This is a genomic window from Stenotrophomonas sp. Steno-C15, assembly GCF_056393265.1.
The window spans coordinates 58,462-79,683 of sequence record NZ_JBWJPF010000010.1; the positions used below are offsets into that span (position 1 = coordinate 58,462).

Consider the following 21,222-nt stretch of genomic DNA (forward strand, 5'->3'; position numbering starts at 1 on the left):
AGATGTTCCGTGCCGGCTCGTTAAACGACAAACGGCGCCAACAGGCGCCGTTTGCCACCAAGCGTGTGCCGCGCTTACTCCACCACCACCGGAATCTTGCCGATGCGGGCCTGCCATTCGCGCGGGCCGGTCTTGTGCACCGATTCACCGGTGGAGTCGACCGCCACCGTCACCGGCATGTCCTGCACGGTGAACTCGTAGATCGCTTCCATGCCGAGATCGGCGAACCCGACCACCTTGGCCGCCTTGATCGCCTTGGACACCAGGTAGGCCGAGCCACCGACCGCCATCAGGTACGCCGACTTGTTGTCACGGATCGCCTCGATCGCAGCCGGGCCGCGCTCGGCCTTGCCGACCATGCCCAGCAGACCGGTCTGTTCCAGCACCTGGCGGGTGAACTTGTCCATGCGCGTTGCCGTGGTCGGGCCGGCCGGACCGACCACTTCGTCGCGCACCGGATCGACCGGGCCGACGTAGTAGATGAAGCGTCCCTTCAGATCGACCGGCAGTTCCTCGCCCTTGTTGAGCATGTCGACCATGCGCTTGTGCGCGGCGTCGCGGCCGGTCAGCAGCTTGCCGTTGAGCAGCAGGGTCTGGCCCGGCTTCCAGCTGGCCACATCCTCCGGCGTGATCGTATCCAGGTCGACCCGGGTGCCCTTGGAGGCGTCGTAGGTCAGCTTCGGCCAGTCCTCCAGCGACGGCGGATCCAGCATCACCGGACCGCTGCCATCCAGGGTGAAGTGCGCGTGGCGGGTCGCGGCGCAGTTCGGGATCATCGCCACCGGCAGGTTGGCCGCGTGGGTCGGGTAATCGTTGATCTTGATGTCCAGCACCGTGGTCAGGCCACCCAGGCCCTGCGCGCCGATGCCCAGCGCATTGACCTTCTCGTACAGCTCCAGGCGCAGCTCTTCGATCCGGTTGGACGCTCCACGGGCCTGCAGCTCGGTGATGTCGATCGGCTCCATCAGCGCTTCCTTGGCCAGCAGCATGGCCTTCTCCGCGGTGCCGCCGATGCCGATGCCCAGCATGCCCGGCGGGCACCAGCCGGCCCCCATGGTCGGCACGGTCTTGAGCACCCAGTCGACGATGGAGTCGGACGGATTGAGCATGGCGAACTTGGTCTTGGCTTCCGAGCCGCCACCCTTTGCGGCCACGATCACATCCACCTTGTTGCCCGGCACGACCTTGACGTTGACCACGCCCGGGGTGTTGTCCTTCGTGTTGATGCGCTTGCCGGCCGGATCCGCCAGCACCGAAGCACGCAGCTTGTTGTCCGGATGCAGATAGGCGCGGCGCACGCCTTCATTGGCCATGTCTTCCACGCCCATGGTGGCGTCGTCCCAGCGCACATCCATGCCGATTTCCAGGAACACGGTGACGATGCCGGTGTCCTGGCAGATCGGACGATGGCCTTCGGCGCACATCCGCGAATTGATCAGGATCTGGGCCATCGCCTCCTTCGCGGCCGGCGACTCCTCGCGCTCGTAGGCAGCGGCGAGATTCTTGATGTAGTCGACCGGGTGGTAGTACGAGATGTACTGCAGCGCGTCGGCGATGGACTGGATGAGGTCTTCCTGCTTGATCGATGTCACGGCTTGCTCGCTTGCTCGAGGCTGGCGGGGGTAATCCGCCCATTTTACCCCCTCCCCGGCTGCGGGTAGAGTCTGTGGGGTCAGAACCCTTTCCCGGGGAAAGGGATCTGACCCCAAGCCCTTGTCACGCCCCTGCCCGCTGCGGCGTCCTTGCCCGCATGAACGCCGAAACCGCCTTCCAGACCCACCGTCCGCGCCTGATGGCCCTCGCCTACCGCCTGCTGGGCAGCCGCGCCGACGCCGAGGACGTCGTCCAGGACGCCTGGCTGCGCTGGTCCGGCGCCGACCCGGCCAGCGTCCGCGATGCCGAGGCATGGCTGGTCACCACCACCACACGCCTGGGACTGGACCGTCTGCGTGCGGCCAAGCGCGAGCGTGCGCATTACGTGGGCCCGTGGCTGGCTGAACCGATGGCGGTCACCCTGGAGCCGGACCCGGCGCCCGGCCCGGCCCAGTTGCATGCCCTGGCTGATGATGTATCGGTGGCCTTCCTGACCCTGCTTGAACAGCTCGGCCCGGAGGAACGCGCCGCGTTCCTGCTGAAGGAAGCGTTCGACCACGACTATCGCGAGATCGCCGACCTGATCGGCCATAGCGAGGCCAACTGCCGGCAACTGGTGCACCGGGCCCGGCAGCGGCTGCAGGCCGGCCGGCCGCGCTTCAATGCCGACGCCGGCCAGCACCGGCAGTTGCTGGCACGCTTCATGGATGCGTCGCAGCGTGGCGACAGCGAGGCGATCCAGGCCCTGCTGCATGCCAACGCGCTGATGGTCTCCGATGGAGGCGGCGTGGTCACCGCAGCGGTGCGCCCGCTGCGGGGTGCCGAACGCATCGGCCGCCTGTTCTGGGCCATTGCCCGCCGTGGCGGCACGCACCCGGCCCGGCTGGGCTACGTCAACGGCGAGCCGGCGATCCTGGGCTTCGACGGCGATCGCCTGCATTCGGTCACCACCATCGAGGTGATCGATGGCCGCATCGCGCGCCTGTACAGCGTGCTCAATCCGGAAAAACTGCCCGCGGTTGTCACGCACGCAGACGCGGCGGCGTCCTGGTAAGGGAAGGCGGCCATCGGGGCCGCCGTGGAGCCCACGATGTCCAACCCCGCCTCACCCCGCGTTCCCTATACCCGCTTGGCCGCCAAGGCTTTCAAGGGCCTGCTCGATACCAGCCAGGCAGTGCATGACAGTTCGATCAATCCGACCCTGATGGAACTGGTGTTCCTGCGCGTGTCGCAGCTCAACGGCTGCGGCTACTGCATGGACATGCACGGCACGGCGCTGCGCAAGAGTGGCATCGAGCCGCGCAAGCTGGACACCCTGCCCGCCTGGCACGAAAGCCGCTTCTTCGATGCGCGTGAGCGCGCTGCGCTGGGGTGGGCCGAGGCCCTGACCCGGCTCACCGAGGCCGCGCCATCGCAGGCAGCGTTCGATGCGCTGGCACCGCACTTCGATGAGAAGGGCATCAGCGACCTGAGCATGGGCATCGCGGTGATCAACGCCTGGAACCGCCTCGGCGCCGGCCTGCTGCCGCCGCTGCCCTGATCCACAAGAGTGCGGGGCCTCGCCCAGCGCGGCTCCGCACCGGTGGCGCGCTGACGCGCGCTCCCTGCGGGCGTCGCATTCATGCCTTCGCCACGGCTCCGGCGCGCACAATGGCGACATGCCTTCAGCCGAAAAGAAACCCAGCCTGCGCCAGCGCTTCAATGCGATGCGCAACGTGCCACCGTTCCTGCGGCTGGTGTGGAAGACCAGCCCCGCACTGACCCTGGTCAGCCTGGGGCTGCGCCTGATCCGTGCCCTGCTGCCGGTCGCCATGCTGTATGTGGGCAAGCTGATCATCGACAGCGCGCTGCAGCTGAGCCGGCACGACGCCGGCTTTCCGCCGCTGGGCGAGGCCCTGGCCAGCGGCCTGCTCAATCCGCTGCTCGGGTTGCTGGCCCTGGAGCTGGGCCTGGCCATCGTCTCCGACCTGCTGGGCCGGATGGTGGCCTACGCCGATGCCCTGCTGTCGGAGCTGTTCGCCAACGCCACCAGCATCCGGCTGATGGAGCACGCCGCAACGCTGGATCTGGAGGACTTCGAGGATCCGGACCTGCAGGACAAGCTGGACCGCGCACGACGCCAGACGATGGGCCGGATGAACCTGATGAGCCAGCTGTTCGGCCAGGTGCAGGACGCCATCACGGTGGTCAGCCTGGCGGTGGGCCTGCTGGTCTACGCGCCGTGGCTGATCCTGCTGCTGGCGCTGGCCCTGGTGCCTGCCTTCATCGGCGAATCGCACTTCAACGCCGCCGGCTACAGCCTGAATTTCCAATGGACGCCCGAGCGCCGCCAGCTCGACTACCTGCGCCAACTCGGCGCCAGCGTGGAGACGGCCAAGGAAGTGAAGATCTACAACCTGCACCGCTTCCTGGTGGAGCGTTACAGGAGCCTGTCGGTGGCGCTGTTCAAGGCCAACCGGGCGTTGGCCCGGCGCCGTGCCTTGTGGGGCACCCTGCTGGCCGCGCTGGGCACGCTGGGTTATTACACCGCCTACGCCTACATCGCCTGGCGCACGGTGCGCGGCGATTTCTCGATCGGCGACCTGACCTTCCTCGCCGGCAGCTTCCTGCGCCTGCGCCAGCTGCTGGAGGGCCTGCTGATCGGCTTCTCGCAGGTGGCCAGCCAGGCCCTGTACCTGGACGATCTGTTCTCGTTTTTCCAGATCCAGCCGGAGATCCATTCGCGCGAGGGCGCCGCAGCCGTGCCGCAGCCCATCCGCCAGGGCTTCGTGTTCGAGAACGTCGGCTTCCGCTATCCCGATGCCGAGCAATGGGCCGTCCGCCACCTCGATTTCCAGCTGCATGCCGGCGAAGTGCTGGCACTGGTCGGCGAGAACGGTGCCGGCAAGACCACGCTGGTCAAACTGCTGGCACGGCTGTACGAGCCCGACGAGGGGCGCATCCTGCTCGACGGCCGGGACCTGCGCGACTATGACCTGGATGACCTGCGCGCCAATCTCGGGGTGATCTTCCAGGACTTCGTGCGCTACAACCTGAGCGCCGGGGAGAACATCGGCGTTGGCCAGGTCGAGGCGATGGCGGACCGGGGACGGGTTGCCGATGCCGCGCGCCGGGGCATGGCCCAGGAAGTGATCGAGTCGCTGCCACGCGGCTACGACCAGCTGATCGGGCGTCGCTTCAAGGAGGGCGTGGACCTCTCCGGCGGGCAGTGGCAGAAGATCGCCATCGCCCGCGCGTGGATGCGCAATGCGCAGGTGATGATCCTGGACGAGCCGACCGCAGCGCTGGATGCGCGCAGCGAGTTCGAGGTATTCCAGCGGTTCAGGGAACTGGCGGACAATCGCACTGCCGTACTCATCTCCCATCGCTTCTCGTCGGTGCGCATGGCCGACCGCATCCTGGTGCTGGCCGATGGCCGGATCGAGGCCAGCGGCACCCACGAGCAGCTGATGGCCCAGGGCGGCCGCTACGCCGAGCTGTTCGAGCTGCAGGCCGCCGGCTACCGCTGAGAACGCCTCTCGTTCCGCCTAATGAGAACTTGTCTCATTTGAGATAGAATTACCCCGACGACTTCCAACAGATACGCCCATGTCTTCCGCTTTCGGCGCCGAAACGGTGCTTGAGGTCCGCCACTGGACCGATGCCTACTTCAGCTTCACCCTCACCCGCGACAGCGGTTTCCGCTTCGAGAACGGCCAGTTCGTGATGATCGGCCTGGAAACCGACGCCCGGCCGCTGCTGCGCGCCTACTCCATCGCCAGCGCGAACTGGGAAGAGCAGCTGGAGTTCTTCAGCATCAAGGTGCAGGACGGCCCCCTGACCTCGCGCCTGCAGCACATCAAGCCCGGCGACAAGGTTCTGGTAGGCAAGAAGCCCACCGGCACCCTGCTGATCAGCGATCTGCATCCCGGCAGGAACCTGTACCTGCTGGGCACGGGCACCGGCCTGGCGCCCTGGCTGTCGATCATCAAGGACCCGGAGACCTACGAGCGTTTCGAGAAGGTGATCCTGTGCCACGGCGTGCGCTACGAGAAGGACCTGGCGTACCGCGACTATTTCGAGAAGGACCTGCGTGAGCACGAGTTCCTCGGCGAGATGATCGGCGACAAGCTGTTGTACTACCCGGCCGTCACCCGCGAACCGTTCGCCAACCAGGGGCGCCTGACCTCGCTGATGGAAAGCGGGGAAATGCAGCGCACCCTGGGCCTGCCGGAACTGAGCCCGGAGAATGACCGCGCGATGATCTGCGGCAGCCCGCAGATGCTGGCCGACCTGCGCACGGTGCTCGACGCCCGTGGCTTCCAGGTCTCCCCGCGCATCGGCCAGCCGGGTCACTACGTGTTCGAGCGCGCCTTCGTCGAGAAGTGACCCGTAGCGCCGGGCCTGCGTCCGGCGCTGCTGCGGGAAGCGGCAGCCCTTACTGCCGGGACTGCAACGCTTTCTCGATGTCCCCGCGAAGGCTTTCCGGCTTGTCGGTCGGCGCGTAGCGTTTCAGCACCTGCCCGTCGCGTCCGACCAGGAACTTGCTGAAGTTCCATTTGATCGCGCTCAGCCCCAGCAGGCCGGTCTTCTCGGACTTCAGCCACTTCCACAGCGGGTGTGCACCGTCGCCGTTGACCTGGATCTTCTCCGACAGCGGGAAGTCCACTGCATAGGTCAGCGCACAGAAGCTGCGGATCTCCTCGGCATTGCCCGGTTCCTGGTGGCCGAACTGGTCGCAGGGGAAGCCGATCACCACCAGGCCCTTCGGGCCGTACTCGCGCCACAGCGCCTCCAGTCCCTCGTACTGCGGGGTGAAACCGCACTTGCTGGCCACGTTGACCAGCAGCAGCGCCTTGCCGCGGTACTGCTCCAGGGCCTGCGGCTGGCCGTCCAGGTCGGCGAAACCGAAATCGAACGCAGTGGTCATGGCAGATCTCCGCAATGGGGGGTTCCGATGGTATCCCCGCCCATGCCTTTCGACACAAGCCCGATCCCATTACCCCGGGTTAACCTCGGGCACTTGTCTGCCTTACCGGAGTACCGCCTTGACCACCCGCCTTGCCCTTGCCGTGGCCATGACCCTCGGCCTTGCCCTGCCCGCCTATTCCGCCGGCGCCGCCACCCCGGCTGCCAGCACCACCGCACAGCAGGCCAACCCGTTCTTCGCCGAAAGCCCGCTGGCACTGCACTATCCGCAGTTCGACAAGATCAAGGACAGCGACTTCGCTCCGGCCTTCGACGCCGGCATGGCGCAGCAGCTGAAGGAAATCGAGGCCATCGCCAACAACAAGGCCAAGCCGACCTTCGACAACACCATCATCGCCCTGGAAAAGAGCGGTGACATCCTTGACCGCGCGACCACCGTGTTCTTCGCCCTGGTCGGCGCGGACACCAACGACACCCGCAAGAAGCTGCAGGCCGACTACTCGGCCAGGTTCGCCGCGCACAGCGATGCGATCGCCCTGAACAGCAAGCTGTTCGCGCGCATCCAGGCGCTGTATGACACCCGCACGCAGCTGGGTCTGGACGCCGAAGGCGTGCGCCTGGTCGAGAAGTACTATGACAACTACGTGCGCGCCGGCGCCAAGCTGTCTGACGCGGACAAGGCGAAGCTGAAGGAAATGAACGCCGAGCTGGCCAACCTCGGTACCCGCTTCAGCCAGAACGTGCAGTCGGAAGTGAACGCTTCGGCGATCACCGTTGATGACGTGAAGGAACTGGATGGTCTGTCCAGGGAGCAGATCGCCGCCGCCGCCGAAGCCGCCAAGGCCCGTGGCCTGGATGGCAAGTATGTGATCACCCTGCTCAACACCACCGGCCAGCCGCCCCTGACCAACCTGGCCAACCGCGCCCTGCGCCAGAAGATCTACGAAGCATCGGTCAGCCGTGGCAGCCGCGGCGGCGAGTTCGACAACACCGCCATCGTCTCGCGCATCATGCAGCTGCGTGCCGACAAGGCCAAGCTGATGGGTTTTGCCAACTTCGCCGCGTACAACCTGACCAACCAGACCGCCAAGACCCCTGAGGCGGTCAACGCGATGCTGGGCAAGCTGGCCCCGGCCGCAGTGGCCAACGCCAAGCGCGAAGCGGCCGACCTGCAGGCAATGATCGACCAGGAGCAGAAGGCCGCGGGCAAGCCGACGTTCGCGCTGGAGCCGTGGGACTGGGCCTTCTACAGCGAGAAGGTGCGCCAGGCCAAGTACAACTTCGACGAGTCGCAGCTGAAGCCGTACTTCGAACTGAAGAACGTGCTGGAGAACGGCGTGTTCTTCGCCGCCAACCAGGAATTCGGCCTCACCTTCAAGCAGCGCACCGACCTGCCGGTCTATCACGATGATGTCACCGTCTACGACGTGTTCGACGCCGACGGCAGCCAGCTGGCGATTTTCCTGTTCGACCCGTACGCCCGTGCCTCCAAGCGCGGCGGCGCATGGATGAACTCGTATGTCTCGCAGTCGAAGCTGACCGGCTTCAAGCCGGTGGTGGCCAACCACCTCAACATCCCCAAGCCGCCGGCCGGCCAGCCGACCCTGCTGACCTGGGATGAGGTGACGACCACCTTCCACGAATTCGGCCACGCCCTGCACGGCATGTTCTCGAACGTGAAGTACCCGTACTTCTCGGGCACCTCGGTGCCGCGTGACTTCGTCGAGTTCCCCTCGCAGGTCAACGAGATGTGGGCCGATGACAGCGCCATCCTGAAGAACTACGCCAAGCACTACCAGAACGGCACGGCGATGCCGCAGGCACTGCTGGACAAGGTGATCGCCGCGGCCAAGTTCAACCAGGGCTTCGCCACCACCGAGTACCTGGGTGCGGCCATGCTGGACCAGCGCTGGCACCAGATCGGCCCGGACCAGGTGCCGGCCGCCAAGGACGTGATGGCCTTCGAGCGCGCCGCGCTGGAGAAGGACGGCATCTACTACGCACCGGTTCCGCCGCGTTACAAGACCCCGTACTTCAGCCACATCATGGGCGGCTACTCGGCCGGCTACTACGCCTACATCTGGTCGGAAGTGCTGGACGCCAACACCCAGAAGTGGTTCCGCGAGAACGGTGGCCTGAGCCGCAAGAACGGCGACCACTTCCGCGCCACCCTGCTGTCGCGTGGCGGCAGCGTCGACGCGATGCAGCTGTTCCGCGATTTCGCCGGCCACGAGCCGCAGATCGAACCGCTGCTGGAGAAGCGTGGCCTGACCGGCACCGGCAACTGATCGCCGGTACGCTGTGCTGAAAACAGAACCGCCCGGGAAACCGGGCGGTTTTTTCGTTGTGGTTGGGGTCAGAGCCCTTTTCTGCGAAAGGGATCTGCCCCCGCTCTGGCTTCATCGCGGCGCCACATAGCCTCCCGGCACACCTTCCGGCGACAGCACCAGCTGCCACAACTGCGCGTGCCGGCAACGGAAGGTCGCCATCGAACCGGCCAGATAGAAGCGCCACATCCGCCGGAAATGCTCGTCATAGCGCGCATCCAGCCGGGGCCACGCCGCTTCCACGTTGCGCCGCCACGCCTGCAGGGTCAGGTCGTAGTCGGTGCCGAAATTGTGCCAGTCCTCCAACACGAACCGCCCCTCGAACGCCCTGCTGATCTGCGCCGCGGAGGGCAGCATCGAGTTGGGAAAGATGTAGCGCGCGATCCACGGATCGGTACGATGCCGCGACACGTTGGTCCCGATGCTGTGCAGCAGCAGCAGGCCACGTGGCGACAGGCAGCGCCGCGCCACCTCGAAGAAACTGCGGTAGTTCTTGTCACCGACGTGCTCGAACATGCCGATCGAGAAGATCGCATCGAAGGGTTCGTCCAGCGCGCGGTAGTCCTGCAGGCGGATCTCGATCGGCAGACCGGCGCACAGCTCGCGCGCGAATTCCGCCTGCTCCTGCGAGATCGTTACACCGACCCCGCTGACTCCATAGCGTTCGGCAGCGAACTTCAGGGCCTCGCCCCAGCCACAGCCGATATCCAGCACCCGCTGGCCCGGGCGCAATCCCAGCTTGCGGCAGACCAGGTCCAGCTTGGCTTCCTGTGCGGCGTCCAGGTCATCGGCCTGCCGCCAGTAGCCACAGCTGTACACCAGGCGCCGGCCCAGCATCGCCTGGTACAGATCGTTGCCCAGATCGTAGTGGCGACGGCCGACTTCGTAGCTTCCCTGCCCGGCCTGCAGGTTGAACAGGCGCGCCTTCAGCGCGTCGGCCACTTCCCGCCAGCCGTGCACCCGTTCGTCCAGATGCGCCTGCATGAGGTGGACCAGGAATTCGTCCAGGACGTTGGCGTCCCACCAGCCATCCATGTAGCTCTCGCCCAGGCCGAGCGAACCGTGCGCCATGACCCGTGCGAAGAACCTCGGATCATGTACCTGGATGTCCTGTGGCCGGGAGCCGCCAATGCGGACCCCGGCTTCGTGGAGCAGGCCGCTGACCCGCTCCTGCAACCCTGTATCCACGCCCCCTCCTCGTCTGCGCTCAACCGCGTGCGAACAGCTCCACGTAATCCTTGGCCACGTGCGGCAACAGCACCGCCGCCGGCACATCGGCGGTCTGCGTTCCATCCGAGTATGGACCCACCTGGTAGGGCGGGAAAACAAAGCGCAGCGCGGTGATCTGCCCCTTGTCGTCGGTCAGCGGCTGGAACTGGCTGAAATTGTCGGGCTGCGGGCCGGTGCCATCGGCGATCATGCGCGATGCATTGCGCAGCGACTCCTGCAGCTCGGCCGGCTCCATGTCCTCGCCGCTGAGGCGTGTCGCCACGCGCTCGCGCAGCTGGTCCGCGACGAAATCGCTGATCGCCTTCCAGCCCTTGCTGTCGGTCACCAGCTTGTCGGCGCTGAGCATCTGCTGTTGCTCCGGCAGCCAGACGAAACGTGCCACCAGGGGTTCGCCGTGGGCGCCGCCGGTGTAACGGCTGCCATCGGCACTCACCACCACCAGCTGCGGCGTCTCCAGCACCTTCTCGAAGCTCAGCGAGAGTTCGTAGGGCATGGTCGGCTTGTCATTGCCCAGCCCATCGAGCGCCTGCTGCAGCTCGCTGCGGGCCGTGGTGGCGTAGTCCTGCAGCGCACGCGCCAGGCCCGGATAACGGTCGATGCCTGCCGGATAGCTGATGCCCACCACCTCGCGTTCGTTGTTCTCGATCACGTCGCGCAGGTCGAGCGGTGCTTCCGCAGCGGGCGCCTCGCCCGTGGCGGAGGCATCGACCGCCGGCGCCGCGTCGGCCACCGGTGCCGGGGTTTCGGCTTCACGCTGGCAGCCCGCCAGCAACAGCACGCCTGCCACACCGGCCAGCACGCTTCCGCGCAGCAGCCGGTTGTTTCCAATCTTCATCGGGATCCCCTGTTCATGTTCATCCATCATCGCCCGCCCTGGCTTAAGCGTAGCCCGCTGGCGTCATCCCGCCAGAAGGTCGTGATACTCCTCATGCCGCTGCAGGAATGCCTCGGCGTAGGCACACGCCGGCACGACCTTGTACTTCTGCTCCCGCGCGAACCGCAGCGCCACCCGGGTCAACTCGCCGGCGATGCCCCGGCCGGCGATCGGCTCGGGCACCTCGGTGTGGGTGATGACCATGCGTCTGCGCTTGATCTGGTAATCGAGCACCGCCACCTGTCCACGCACACGGGCAGTGAAGCGATGGTTGGCCTGGTCGTGATCGACCTCGTAGGCCAGACCGGGGGGCGTGACCGAAGCCATGGGACTGTCTCCTGCGGCGACTGCGTGGATGGTGCGCAGCCGGGCGCCATGATCGCGTGAAGCCTGAACAGGGGCAAGTCCAGGCCCTCCACGTCAGTTTGCGACCCTAAAGCTGGAGCGCCCGCGGCCGCTATCGCCTGCGGAGGGGTCCGGCCACGCTGGCACGGCCCTTGCGACCGTAGACCGTGCGACTGCCGTGGAGGCCCCCGATGCACCCCAGCGATTCCCATTCCGATACCGACCGCGCCCTGCTGGAGGGCCTGCTCCAGCTCGCCGTGGAAGGCCAGACCGACGAGCAGGCCTTCCAGCGTATCGGCGAGGAAGTCTTCGCCCGCCTGCTGGACACCTACGGCCAGCAGACCCGGGCCTGACCACGAGCGGGGGCCCTGCCCCGGGGTCGGATCCAGCGGATCCGACCCCAGGCCCTCAACCGCCGCCCAGGCGGAAGGTCGGGTTGGACAGTTCGCGCAGGAAGTGGGTGAAGATGCTCGGCTGCATGGCCAGCATGAAGATCACGCCGAATGCCGCGCCGGCCAGGTGCGCGCTGTGGTTGATGCGGTCGCCGCCGCGCTTGTCCATCCAGATGCTGTAGCCGACATAGAACGCGGCGTACACGATGGCCGGTGCGGGGATGAAGAACACCAGGATGATCGACCACGGCTTGATCAGGATGAACGCGAACAGCACCGCCGACACCGCACCCGAAGCCCCCAGGCTGAGGTAGTTCGGATTCTTCTGGTTCTTCAGGTAGCTCGGCAGGATCGAGACCACCAGCGCGCCGATGTAGAACGCCGGATAGGTAAGGTAGCTGCCGGTCAGCTGCACCATCACGCTCTCGATGAATCCCCCGAAGAAGAACAGGGTGATCATGTTGAAGATCAGGTGCGACCAGTCCGCGTGGATGAATCCATAGGTCACCAGCCGGTCGTACTGGCGATGGCGGTCGATGGCCGGTGGCCACAGGATCAGGCGGTCGGCCAGCGCGCGGTGGTTGAACGCCCTCCATGACAGGATGGCGGTGATGGCGATCAACAGCAGATTGACGGGGGTCATGTCAGGCTCAGGCAGCGCGGTAGTTGTCGACCATACGATAGCGTTTCGCGTACCAACCGAAGGCCAACGCCGCGATGAAGGCGAAGCCGGCGAAGAAGAACATCAGGAACGCCGCCTCGCTCAAGCCGGTGCCGGCGATCTGGTGGGTCACCGTTTCGTTGCGTACGGCCGCATTGGACAGCAGCACCCACAGGTTGCCGATGGTGGTGGTCAGGTTCCAGAAGCTCATCACCACCCCCTTCATCGCCTGGGGCGCCTGGCTGTAGGCGAACTCCAGGCCGGTCGCGGACACCAGGACCTCACCGAAGGTCAGCAGCGCGTACGGCAGGATCTGCCAGAAGATCGACATGGCATTGCCGCCATCCATCACCACCTGGATGCTGCCGACGACGATCCAGGCCAGGCCGCTGAAGGCGATGCCGGCGGTCATCCGGCGCAGCGCGGTCGGCTCGAAGCCGAAGCGGCGCAGGGCCGGGTACAGCACCAGGTTGTTGAACGGGATGAGGATCATCACCAGCAGCGGGTTCAGCGCCTGCATCTGCGAGGCGGTGAACCAGCTCGGCATCTGCATCTGCTGTCCCTGCAGCACCCAGGTCGAGGCCTTCTGGTCAAACAGCGAGAAGAACGGCGTGGTCAACGCGAAGATCACCAGCACGCGCAGCACCGAACGCACGCCCTCCACGGCTTCGGCCGGATGGTGCGCGCGGGCGCGGTCCAGCTGCAGCCAGGTGCCGCCACCGACACCAGCCAGAATCGCCACCAGCGCAAGGCACAGGCAGATCACGATGCCCAACGAGCCTACCAGGCCGAACGATGCCACCGCCAGCACCAGGCCGGCCACGGCGATCGCCAGGCCCGGACGGCCCTGGCCCGCCACCCGCGCGGTCAGCGCCGTGCGCGCCACGTTGGCGAACGAATGCGGGTCCTTCGGCGGCAGCGGCACCAGTACGTAGCGCTTGCGGCCAAGCCAGAACACGAAGGTCGCCACGAACATCAGGATGCCCGGAATGCCGAACGCCCACTGCGGGCCCCAGTTCTTCAGCACCAGCGGAATCAGCAGCGACGCAAACAGCGAGCCGAAGTTGATGATCCAGTAGAAGGCATCGAACACCAGCTTGGCCAGGTGCTTGTTGCTCTGGTCGAACTGGTCACCCATGAACGAGGCCACCAGCGGCTTGATGCCACCGGCACCCAGCGCGATCAGGCCCAGGCCGAGGAAGAAGCCCTGGCGGCTGTTCTCGAACAGCGCCAGGCACAGGTGGCCGGCGCAGTAGACCAGGCTGAACCAGAGGATCGTGTGGTACTTGCCGAAGAACCTGTCGGCCAGCCAGCCGCCCAGCAGCGGGAAGAAGTACACGCCGATCATGAAGCTGTGCATGATGTCCTTGGCTTCACCGGCACGGCCTTCCGCAGTGATTTCCTGCAGCAGCAGCGAGGTGATCAGGAACTGCACCAGGATGTTGCGCATCCCGTAGAAGCTGAACCGTTCGCAGGCCTCATTGCCGATGATGTACGGGATCTGGCGCGGCATCTTTCCCTGGCCGGCGATGGGGGCGACTGCGTCGTGGCTCATCCTGTAAGGCATTCCTGCAAAGCGAAAGCCGCAAGGTTACCGGAACCTGCGGGCTGGAAGCACGCTGCGGGGCTGCATGACAGCGCCGCCGATCCATGGCAGGCGGTACCGGTGCCCTGCCGGAAGTCACGGCACCTGCACGACAAAAGCGTAAACTTATCGTTATGCGCGCCCTCGTCCTCGTCCGCCCCCTGCTCGGCTGCTGCCTGTTGCTGCTTGCATTGCCGGCATCGGCGCGGCCACAGGCCGCGGACACCGCGACCCTCGACGCGCAGGCCCGGCAGCTGACCGTGGCGGCCCTGGAACTGCCCGGGCGGGACGATGCGCAATGGAAGCAACGCCGCGAACAGGTGGCGCAGCTGTTGACCGAGCTGCAGCCGGACGTCATCTCGGTGCAGCAGGTACGGCAGCAGCAGGGGCGCAACCCGGCCTGCTGGCTGGCCAATCGGCTGCGCTACAGCTGCGACTTCGTCACGGCCGACCCGCCCAGCCAGCCGCTGCGGCACGGCAATGCGATGCTGACGCGGCTGCCGGTCAGCGAGGATGGCGTGACCCTGCTGCACCCGCCCGGTACGTTCAGCGCGGCGGGCATGATGCGGCTGCGGCTGGGCGAGGCCCTGGTCAATGTCTACGTGACCCGCCTGCGCCCGGAGCCGGATGAAGCGGCGGCCCGCCAGCACCAGACCAGCGATCTCATGGCCTGGATCAGCGCGACCGCAGAAGGCCTGCCCAGTGTGATCGCAGGCGATTTTTCCGCCGGCACGGTGGAACTGGTGCGCGCTACGCCGGGCTTCCAGCCGGCCCGGCGCAGCCCGGGCGGCCGGGCGGAAGCGTCAGCTTCCGGTGCCGGCGGCGCCAGCGGCCATGGCCTGGATGTCCTGTTCCAGGTCAAGCATTTCGGTGGCATCCGCCAGCAGCCCATCCTGCTGCCGGCCGACGGCGAGCTGCCTGGACTGCGCCTGGGGATGATGGCCACCCTGCGCCTGCAGGGCGATACGGCCACCGCGGAATAGGCCCGCCCTCGGCACCCACCAGGTCCCGCCCGACGTCCAGAAGCTGGCAAACAAAAAGGCCGGGGTCTCCCCCGGCCTTCTCATGTCATCCCGTCACCGCCTTCAGGCGATCGCGTCCTGGTAACGGCGCTCGACTTCGTTCCAGTCGATGACGTTGAAGAACGCGCCGATGTACTCCGGACGACGGTTCTGGTACTTCAGGTAGTACGCGTGCTCCCACACGTCCAGACCGAGGATGGGCGTGTTGCCTTCCATCAGCGGGCTGTCCTGGTTGCCGGTGCTTTCCACCACGACCTTCTTGTCGGGGGTGACGCTCAACCATGCCCAGCCGCTGCCGAAGCGGGTCAGCGCCGCCTTGGTGAAGGCGTCCTTGAACTTGTCGAAACCGCCCAGGTCCTTGTCGATGGCCTTGGCCACGTCGCCCACCGGGTTGCCGCCCGCGTTCGGTGCCATCACCGTCCAGAACAGCGAGTGGTTGGCATGGCCACCGCCGTTGTTGCGCACCGGGCCCTGCAGGTTCTCCGGCAGCGACTTCAGCTTCTTCACCAGCTCTTCCACCGGCAGGTCAGCGTACTCGGTGCCTTCCAGCGCCGCGTTGACGTTGTTGATGTAGGTCTGGTGATGCTTGGTGTGATGGATCTCCATCGTCGCCGCGTCGATATGCGGCTCCAGCGCGTCGTAGGCGTAGGACAGCTTGGGCAGGGTATAGGCCATGATGCATCTCCTGATTGCGAGGGCACCCGACGGTGTCGGGTGTAGCGCGGTGAATGATGGGGACAGACCACTAGATTACCAAGGGGGATGTAAAGGAAATTGCGTCCTGCCGGTGAGCATGCCGGCAATTGTTACGCAGCGGTGACGCAGCGGTTCCTCATGCAGCGTGCAGCGCACAGGCGCTACAGTGCATGCACCACCCTCACCCGTTCGTGCCCATGCGCAACCCCCGGCTGCTGATCACTGCCATCGCCCTGTTGCTGCTCGGCCTGGTCGTCAACCACGTCATGCAGCGGCCGCCGGCACCGCAGTTCGCGCCGGACCTGCAGGGCGCCCCGGCCCGGAGTGCCCCGACCCCGGCACACGGCGATGGCGCACGCAGCGGCCTGCCCGCCTTCCTTCCCGCCGAAGCACGCCAGACCATCACCCTGATCCAGCGGGGCGGGCCCTTCCCGCACCGCCAGGATGGCAGCACCTTCGGCAACCGCGAGCAGCGCCTGCCGCAGCGGCCGCGTGGCTACTACCGCGAGTACACGGTCGACACCCCCGGTGCGGGCAACCGGGGGGCACGCCGCATCGTCACGGGCGGCGATCCGGCAGAGGCGTGGTACTACACCGATGACCATTACGGCTCATTCCGCAGCTTCACCGTTCCATCCCCCGGAGACGCTCGATGAGCCACGATGATTTCGGCCTCGGCCTGCACGACATCAACAACGCCGGCGTGTATGCCATCGACAGCGCGGACATCGGCGCGCTTGCCGCGGCCATGCGCGATGCCGGCCTGAAGGTGATCCGCATCGATCTGGAGGGCGTGACCGACAAGCGCACCCTGCTGGCGCGGCTGTCCGCGCAGCTGGACTTCCCGGCCGGCTTCGGCGGCAACTGGGATGCCCTGTCGGACAATCTTCGCGACCTGCAGTGGCTGCCGGCCAGCGGTTATGCGCTGTTCCTGGCGGATGTCGACGCGCTGCGCGCTGGCGCAGCCAAGGATTTCGACACCCTGCTCGACGTGCTGGACGAAGCCAGCCGGGATTGGGTCGGCCGCGACGTGCCGTTCTGGGTGTTCCTGTCACAGAGCGAGTAAAGGGGCGACGCCGACCAAGGCCGGCCGCCCGCAATGGTTCCGGCGAAGAGCCCCCTTGTTGTTCAAAGGGGGCGCGCCAACGGCGCGGGGATAAGGAAACATGCGTGGACAATGGGAGCCGCTAGCGGCTCCCATTGTCTTCCTGCAGTTCCTTCTTGAACGGGATATCCGGCGGCGGCCGGGCCACGGCCGGCTGGTCCTGCATGTTCGGGTCGGTCAGGCCGCAGCCGCCACCCGCCTGCAGAATGGAGATGACGCAGGAAATCCGGGTGCTGGTGCCGGGAAGCGGAATCTCCATCGCCTTGACGCCCTTGCGCACCCACTCGGCCAGCAGCGACTCCTGCGGCACCCAGTATTTGTCGAACGAGGTGGGCGTGTAGTCGTAGGGCGGTCGCTTCAGCCATGTCCCCGACTGGGCGATGCGTTCCTTGCTCCAGCCGTCGTTGTCCCCCCCGGGAGCACCACGCTCCGCATTGCCGGGGCCGTCCTGCCCCGGTACACGCACGCTGCCGTCGGCGTTGAACAGGCCGTTGCCCCGGCCCGCGCTGCTCGCCTGCGCGGCGCCGCTGCGGGCGCCATCACGAGTGCGATCCGAGGCCCCCCAGTCGTCGCCCCGGGCCGGCGTAGCCCAGTTGCCCGGGGTCGGCGTCGGGCGGGCACCGGCCTGTGCCGGTGTCGTGGCGACGGCTGATGGGCGCGCCGCGGGACTGCTCACCGCAGCCGCGCTGCCCTGGGCTGCGGGGGCGGAGGTTGCGGCACTGCCACTGGAAGGCGCAGGCGAAGCGACCGGTGCAGACGCCACCTCACGTTCGCGCACCTGCACGTCGCGGCCCGCGGGCGCCCGTACTGCAGGCTCACGGCCTGCGATCGGCGCCATCCGCACCTGCGGATCGACAACCGCCTGCACTTCGCGTTCGCGCACCTGCACATCCTGCTGCGGAACGCGGATCGGTACTTCCGCTGCGCGCACCGCCGGAGCCACGACGGGTGTCTCCACGATGGCCACCTCACGTTCCTGCACCTGCGGCTGGCGGATCTGCGGCACCCTCACCTGCACATCCGGTGTGCGCAGCGCTTGCGGTGTGGGCGGCGCCTCCAGCGGCTGCACGCTGCGCTCGCGTACGCTGGGCGTTGTGTCGCGCGGCACGATGCTCACTTCGGTGCGCGGCACGCTGACCGGCGGCACCACGAAATCGGTCGTGGCCTGCGCCACGTCGGTCGCCTGGACCGGCGAAGGCGGCGGCGTGGCCGGTGGGGCCGGCTCGGTCGGCATGGCTTGCGGAGGCGTACTGGCGGCAGCGGGGGCCGCAGCAGGGGATGGCTGCGGGCGCGCCGCGACCGGTCGCGGCTGCGGCGCAGTTGCCGATCCTGCCGCGTCTCCTGCAGCCGTGCGGCCGGCTGCAGCTGCTGCAGCCGATTCGGCGCCGGGCTGGTCGCCTCCGCCCTCCTGGCTGGCGCGGCCGACAAACTCGATCTGCACGCGCTCACCGTCGGATCCCTGCTCGGCGGGCACCGAGGTGCGGATCACCGCCACCCACAGCAGCAGCAGGAAGAACAGCAGGTGCAGCAATGCACTGGCGACGGCCGACGTCCAGCGCATCCAGCGCTGGTCACGCGGCGCCGGCTCCCAGTCCTGCCACAACAGGCGCCGCAGCGCCTGCCAGCGGGGCAGCGCCGGCAGCGTCCCGGGGCGTCCCGGCAGAGGCCTGGGCAGCAGCACCGCGATCACCTCGCGGGCATGGAACGGGCGTGGCAACGGGCTCAGCGAGCGCAGCCACAGCGCCCAGCCATAAGGCAGGCGCGTGTTCTTCTCCAGGATGATCGGTTGCTGCTGGCGCGCCAGCAGCAGGTCGATGAGTTGCTCGGCTCTGGGCAGAGGCACGCGTCGGCGATCAGGCGGCGTTGCCGCGCGGGATGTACGGTGCGTGGCCGCTGTCGTGGTCGGTCGCGTCGCGCACTGCGGTCACGCCGGGCACCCGGCCCATCAAGGTCTTTTCGATGCCCTGCTTGAGGGTCACATCGGCCATGCCACAGCCCTGGCAGCCACCACCGAAACGCAGCAGCACCACGCCCTCGGCCGAGACTTCCTGCACTGCGACCTTGCCGCCATGGGAGGCGAGCTGTGGATTGATTTCATTCTCCACCACCCAGTGCACGCGCTCGACCAGCGAAGCGGCCTCCCCGGGCGCTTCGCCCTTGATGCGCGGCGCCTTGATGGTCAACTGCTGGGCACCTGCCGCGCCAGCCACGATGTCGATCTCCGCGCCATCGAGCCAGCCGACGCTGCCGGCGTCGACATACAGGGTGAACCCGTCGCAGTCCACGGCCCACTCGTCGCCGTGCAGGTCCGAGGGTTCGGCGAATTCCAACCGCGCATCGGCACGCGGAGTGCCGGGATCGACCGCGCTCAGGCGTACGCCCATGCCGGGCGCGCCCTCGCGTTCGATCAGCTTGCGGAAATGGGTCTGGGCAGTGTCGGAGATCTGGATCATCAGGCTATTCTAGCCAAGTAAGTGTCAACCGCTCATTCGGTTTATACACCGTCCGGCGCATTGTTCAGTCAACACGAGGTGGAGATTCCCATGGCCGACCTGATTCCACTGGCCCAGGCCCGTTGCGTGCCGCGCAAAGGCAGCGACCACAAGCTGGGCGAGGCCCGCCTGGCCGAGCTGCTGCCGCAGATTCCCGGCTGGGAACTGACCGAAGGCGGCCAGGCGCTGCTGCGCACCTTCCGCTTCAAGGACTACTACGCCACCATGGCCTTTGTGAATGCACTGGCCTGGATCGCCCACCACGAGGATCACCACCCGGACCTGGGCGTGCACTACGACCGCGCCGTGGTGCGCTATTCGACCCACGACGTCGGCGGCCTGAGCGAGAACGACTTCATCTGCGCGGCCAAGACATCGGCCCTCACGGAGCAACTGCCATGAATGTGCGAGTGCTGAGCCTGTCCCTGATCGCTGTGACCGGCCTCGCCGGCTGTGGCGCCTCCGAGCCGTCGCCGCCCGTGCCGCCGCCGACCGAGGTGGCTGCGGTGAAGACGCCGCCACCGCAGTACCCGCTCGAGCTGGCCTGTACCGGTACAGGCGGCACCAGCACCTTCAAGGTGACCATCGGCACCGACGGCAAGCCCAGCGAAGTGACCCTGCTGAGCGGCGCGGGCAACCCGCAGCTGGATGAGCTGGCCAGGAATGCCGTGCAGGGCTGGCAGTTCAAGGCCGCCACCCGCAATGGCCAGGCCGTGCCCGCCACCATCCAGGTGCCGGTCAGCTTCAACCCGCCGCAGCCAAAGCCGGACCAGTGTTTCGCGGTGGAAGAGCGCCTGCGCCGCGGCGGCTGACCGCACACCATGACGAGGCCAGCCGACGCCCGCCTCGCCCTTGCCGCCCCGGCAGTGCCCGGGGCGGTTGTCTGTTGACCAGGACCGCGTCGGTACATGCTGCAGATCCCCCCCGAAAACATCTGGATCGCGCTGGCGGTCACCCTCGCGGCCGGCCTGGCGACCGCCATCGGCAGCCTGCTGGTGCTGTTCTCGCGCCGCCCCAATCCGCGCCTGCTGGCGTTCGGCCTGGCCTTCGCCGGCGGCGCGATGGTCTACGTCTCGCTGTCGGAGATCCTCAACAAGTCCATCGCGTCGTTCGCCCTGGCCTATGGCGAGCGCACCGGCTTCACCTACGGCACGCTGGCGTTCCTGGCCGGTGTGATCGTTATCGTGCTGATCGATCACTTCATTCCCAATCCGCACGACAGCCTGGACAAGCAGGACCCTGCGTTCCGCGAGAACAGCCGCGAGTACCTGAAGCGGGTCGCGCTGCTGACCTCGGTGGCGATCACCGCACACAATTTCCCGGAAGGGCTGGCGACCTTCTTCGCTACGCTGGAAAGCCCGTCGGTGGGCATGCCGCTGGCCTTCGCCATCGCCATCCACAACATTCCCGAGGGCATCGCAATCGCGGTCCCGGTGTACTTCGCCACCCAGAACAAGCTCTATGCGTTCGGCGCCAGCCTGCTGTCGGGCCTGGCCGAGCCGGTGGGGGCCATGCTGGGCTACTGGCTGCTGTCCGGGTCGCTGTCGCACGCCACGTTCGGCTGGGTGTTCGGCCTGATCGCAGGCGTGATGGTGTTCCTGGCCCTGGACGAACTGCTGCCGGCGGCCAAGCGCTACGCCAAGGGTCACGAAACGGTGTACGGCCTGGTTGCAGGCATGGGAACGCTGGCGGTCAGCCTGGTGCTGTTCAAGTGGTGAGCGGGTTGCGGCCAACGGGCTGAGCCTCCTCGCGGCTGGCGGAGCGAGATCCCGGGTTTGGACCAGGCTCTGACAGGCTATAGGCGCGTGCCAGCCGCGCGATGAAAGAATGAAAAAGCGAAGCCCGCGCTGCGCGCGTCAGTCGAGCGTGGCTCGACTCTACAAGGGCTGCGTGCGGGTATGGGTCTACGCTGCGGCTGTCAGGTCCGCCTTGTAGCGAGCCGAGGAGCGCAGCGCCTCCGCGGATGGCGGCGTGTTTCTTTGGCTACTTTCT

At 66.9% G+C, this 21,222-nt stretch carries 22 protein-coding genes; 12 read left to right on the forward strand and 10 right to left on the reverse strand.

Features of this window, described 5'->3' with window-relative positions; translation table 11 throughout:
- Positions 1-74: 74 nt before the first annotated feature.
- On the reverse strand, positions 75-1,592 hold the full coding sequence (locus tag AC06FB_RS09865) for a fumarate hydratase (RefSeq protein WP_053516917.1): 1,518 nt from the start codon (positions 1,590-1,592) through the stop codon (positions 75-77).
- A gap of 158 nt (positions 1,593-1,750) precedes the next feature.
- Here AC06FB_RS09865 and AC06FB_RS09870 point away from each other — a divergent pair, with 158 nt between their 5' ends.
- The 4 genes from AC06FB_RS09870 to AC06FB_RS09885 all read left to right on the forward strand — a co-directional run bounded on the left by AC06FB_RS09870 (position 1,751) and on the right by AC06FB_RS09885 (position 5,961).
- Complete coding sequence (locus AC06FB_RS09870; RefSeq protein WP_053516916.1) at positions 1,751-2,647, forward strand: RNA polymerase sigma-70 factor; 897 nt, start codon at positions 1,751-1,753, stop codon at positions 2,645-2,647.
- A gap of 36 nt (positions 2,648-2,683) precedes the next feature.
- Positions 2,684-3,133: a carboxymuconolactone decarboxylase family protein gene (locus tag AC06FB_RS09875; protein WP_478053634.1), complete on the forward strand. Its 450-nt coding sequence runs from the start codon at positions 2,684-2,686 to the stop codon at positions 3,131-3,133.
- Between the two features lie 118 nt (positions 3,134-3,251).
- Positions 3,252-5,102 carry an ABC transporter ATP-binding protein gene (locus AC06FB_RS09880; protein WP_197600301.1) on the forward strand — a complete coding sequence of 617 codons (1,851 nt, stop codon included), beginning with the start codon at positions 3,252-3,254 and terminating at the stop codon, positions 5,100-5,102.
- Positions 5,103-5,181: 79 nt separating this feature from the next.
- Positions 5,182-5,961, forward strand: a complete 780-nt coding sequence (locus AC06FB_RS09885) for a ferredoxin--NADP reductase (protein WP_053516913.1) — start codon at positions 5,182-5,184, stop codon at positions 5,959-5,961.
- A gap of 49 nt (positions 5,962-6,010) precedes the next feature.
- Here the strand turns inward: AC06FB_RS09885 and AC06FB_RS09890 are convergent, their stop codons facing one another.
- On the reverse strand, positions 6,011-6,502 hold the full coding sequence (locus tag AC06FB_RS09890; RefSeq protein WP_263175064.1) for a glutathione peroxidase: 492 nt from the start codon (positions 6,500-6,502) through the stop codon (positions 6,011-6,013).
- 118 nt (positions 6,503-6,620) lie between these two features.
- On the opposite strand from AC06FB_RS09890, the gene AC06FB_RS09895 reads away from it, so the two are divergent.
- Positions 6,621-8,789, forward strand: a complete 2,169-nt coding sequence (locus AC06FB_RS09895) for a M3 family metallopeptidase (protein WP_053516910.1) — start codon at positions 6,621-6,623, stop codon at positions 8,787-8,789.
- 111 nt (positions 8,790-8,900) lie between these two features.
- On the opposite strand, the gene cfa is transcribed toward AC06FB_RS09895, so the two are convergent.
- Genes cfa through AC06FB_RS09910 form a run of 3 tightly spaced genes read right to left on the reverse strand, consistent with a single transcriptional unit; the run spans position 8,901 to position 11,259 of the window.
- Positions 8,901-10,016, reverse strand: coding sequence for a cyclopropane fatty acyl phospholipid synthase (gene cfa / locus AC06FB_RS09900; protein ID WP_065175474.1), 1,116 nt, complete (start codon positions 10,014-10,016; stop codon positions 8,901-8,903).
- Positions 10,017-10,035: 19 nt separating this feature from the next.
- Positions 10,036-10,920 carry a DUF3298 and DUF4163 domain-containing protein gene (locus tag AC06FB_RS09905; protein ID WP_065175544.1) on the reverse strand — a complete coding sequence of 295 codons (885 nt, stop codon included), beginning with the start codon at positions 10,918-10,920 and terminating at the stop codon, positions 10,036-10,038.
- A gap of 36 nt (positions 10,921-10,956) precedes the next feature.
- Complete coding sequence (locus tag AC06FB_RS09910; RefSeq protein WP_053516908.1) at positions 10,957-11,259, reverse strand: GNAT family N-acetyltransferase; 303 nt, start codon at positions 11,257-11,259, stop codon at positions 10,957-10,959.
- 209 nt (positions 11,260-11,468) lie between these two features.
- Here AC06FB_RS09910 and AC06FB_RS09915 point away from each other — a divergent pair, with 209 nt between their 5' ends.
- Positions 11,469-11,630 (forward strand): hypothetical protein, encoded by a 162-nt coding sequence (locus AC06FB_RS09915; protein ID WP_164972342.1) that lies wholly within the window; start codon positions 11,469-11,471, stop codon positions 11,628-11,630.
- Positions 11,631-11,685: 55 nt separating this feature from the next.
- Here AC06FB_RS09915 and AC06FB_RS09920 read toward each other — a convergent pair whose 3' ends face one another.
- Both AC06FB_RS09920 and AC06FB_RS09925 read right to left on the reverse strand, forming a co-directional pair.
- Positions 11,686-12,312, reverse strand: a complete 627-nt coding sequence (locus AC06FB_RS09920; protein ID WP_053516907.1) for a rhomboid family intramembrane serine protease — start codon at positions 12,310-12,312, stop codon at positions 11,686-11,688.
- A 7-nt stretch (positions 12,313-12,319) separates the two neighbouring features.
- Positions 12,320-13,885, reverse strand: a complete 1,566-nt coding sequence (locus AC06FB_RS09925; protein WP_053516906.1) for a POT-type proton-dependent oligopeptide transporter — start codon at positions 13,883-13,885, stop codon at positions 12,320-12,322.
- 164 nt (positions 13,886-14,049) lie between these two features.
- Between AC06FB_RS09925 and AC06FB_RS09930 the strand changes: the two genes are divergently transcribed.
- The gene (locus AC06FB_RS09930) at positions 14,050-14,898 is read left to right on the forward strand and encodes an endonuclease/exonuclease/phosphatase family protein (RefSeq protein ID WP_283219277.1); all 849 of its coding nucleotides are present in this window, start codon (positions 14,050-14,052) and stop codon (positions 14,896-14,898) included.
- 102 nt (positions 14,899-15,000) lie between these two features.
- Here AC06FB_RS09930 and AC06FB_RS09935 read toward each other — a convergent pair whose 3' ends face one another.
- On the reverse strand, positions 15,001-15,612 hold the full coding sequence (locus AC06FB_RS09935; RefSeq protein ID WP_049458515.1) for a superoxide dismutase: 612 nt from the start codon (positions 15,610-15,612) through the stop codon (positions 15,001-15,003).
- A gap of 218 nt (positions 15,613-15,830) precedes the next feature.
- Between AC06FB_RS09935 and AC06FB_RS09940 the strand changes: the two genes are divergently transcribed.
- Both AC06FB_RS09940 and AC06FB_RS09945 read left to right on the forward strand, forming a co-directional pair.
- Positions 15,831-16,289, forward strand: a complete 459-nt coding sequence (locus AC06FB_RS09940; RefSeq protein ID WP_053516903.1) for a guanyl-specific ribonuclease — start codon at positions 15,831-15,833, stop codon at positions 16,287-16,289.
- The gene (locus AC06FB_RS09945) at positions 16,286-16,699 is read left to right on the forward strand and encodes a barstar family protein (protein ID WP_065175478.1); all 414 of its coding nucleotides are present in this window, start codon (positions 16,286-16,288) and stop codon (positions 16,697-16,699) included. The genes AC06FB_RS09940 and AC06FB_RS09945 overlap by 4 nt, the downstream gene beginning before the upstream one ends.
- A gap of 121 nt (positions 16,700-16,820) precedes the next feature.
- Here AC06FB_RS09945 and AC06FB_RS09950 read toward each other — a convergent pair whose 3' ends face one another.
- Positions 16,821-18,581 carry a hypothetical protein gene (locus tag AC06FB_RS09950; protein ID WP_459040192.1) on the reverse strand — a complete coding sequence of 587 codons (1,761 nt, stop codon included), beginning with the start codon at positions 18,579-18,581 and terminating at the stop codon, positions 16,821-16,823.
- Between the two features lie 10 nt (positions 18,582-18,591).
- Entirely contained in the window at positions 18,592-19,191 is a 600-nt protein-coding gene (locus tag AC06FB_RS09955) for an NfuA family Fe-S biogenesis protein (RefSeq protein ID WP_065175480.1), read from the reverse strand.
- Between the two features lie 90 nt (positions 19,192-19,281).
- On the opposite strand from AC06FB_RS09955, the gene AC06FB_RS09960 reads away from it, so the two are divergent.
- The 3 genes from AC06FB_RS09960 to zupT all read left to right on the forward strand — a co-directional run bounded on the left by AC06FB_RS09960 (position 19,282) and on the right by zupT (position 20,948).
- Positions 19,282-19,632, forward strand: a complete 351-nt coding sequence (locus AC06FB_RS09960) for a 4a-hydroxytetrahydrobiopterin dehydratase (RefSeq protein WP_065181954.1) — start codon at positions 19,282-19,284, stop codon at positions 19,630-19,632.
- Positions 19,629-20,042, forward strand: coding sequence for an energy transducer TonB (locus AC06FB_RS09965; RefSeq protein WP_053516898.1), 414 nt, complete (start codon positions 19,629-19,631; stop codon positions 20,040-20,042). Before AC06FB_RS09960 ends, AC06FB_RS09965 begins: the two co-directional genes overlap by 4 nt.
- A 96-nt stretch (positions 20,043-20,138) precedes the next feature.
- On the forward strand, positions 20,139-20,948 hold the full coding sequence (gene zupT, locus AC06FB_RS09970) for a zinc transporter ZupT (RefSeq protein WP_111186415.1): 810 nt from the start codon (positions 20,139-20,141) through the stop codon (positions 20,946-20,948).
- Positions 20,949-21,222 lie beyond the last annotated feature (274 nt).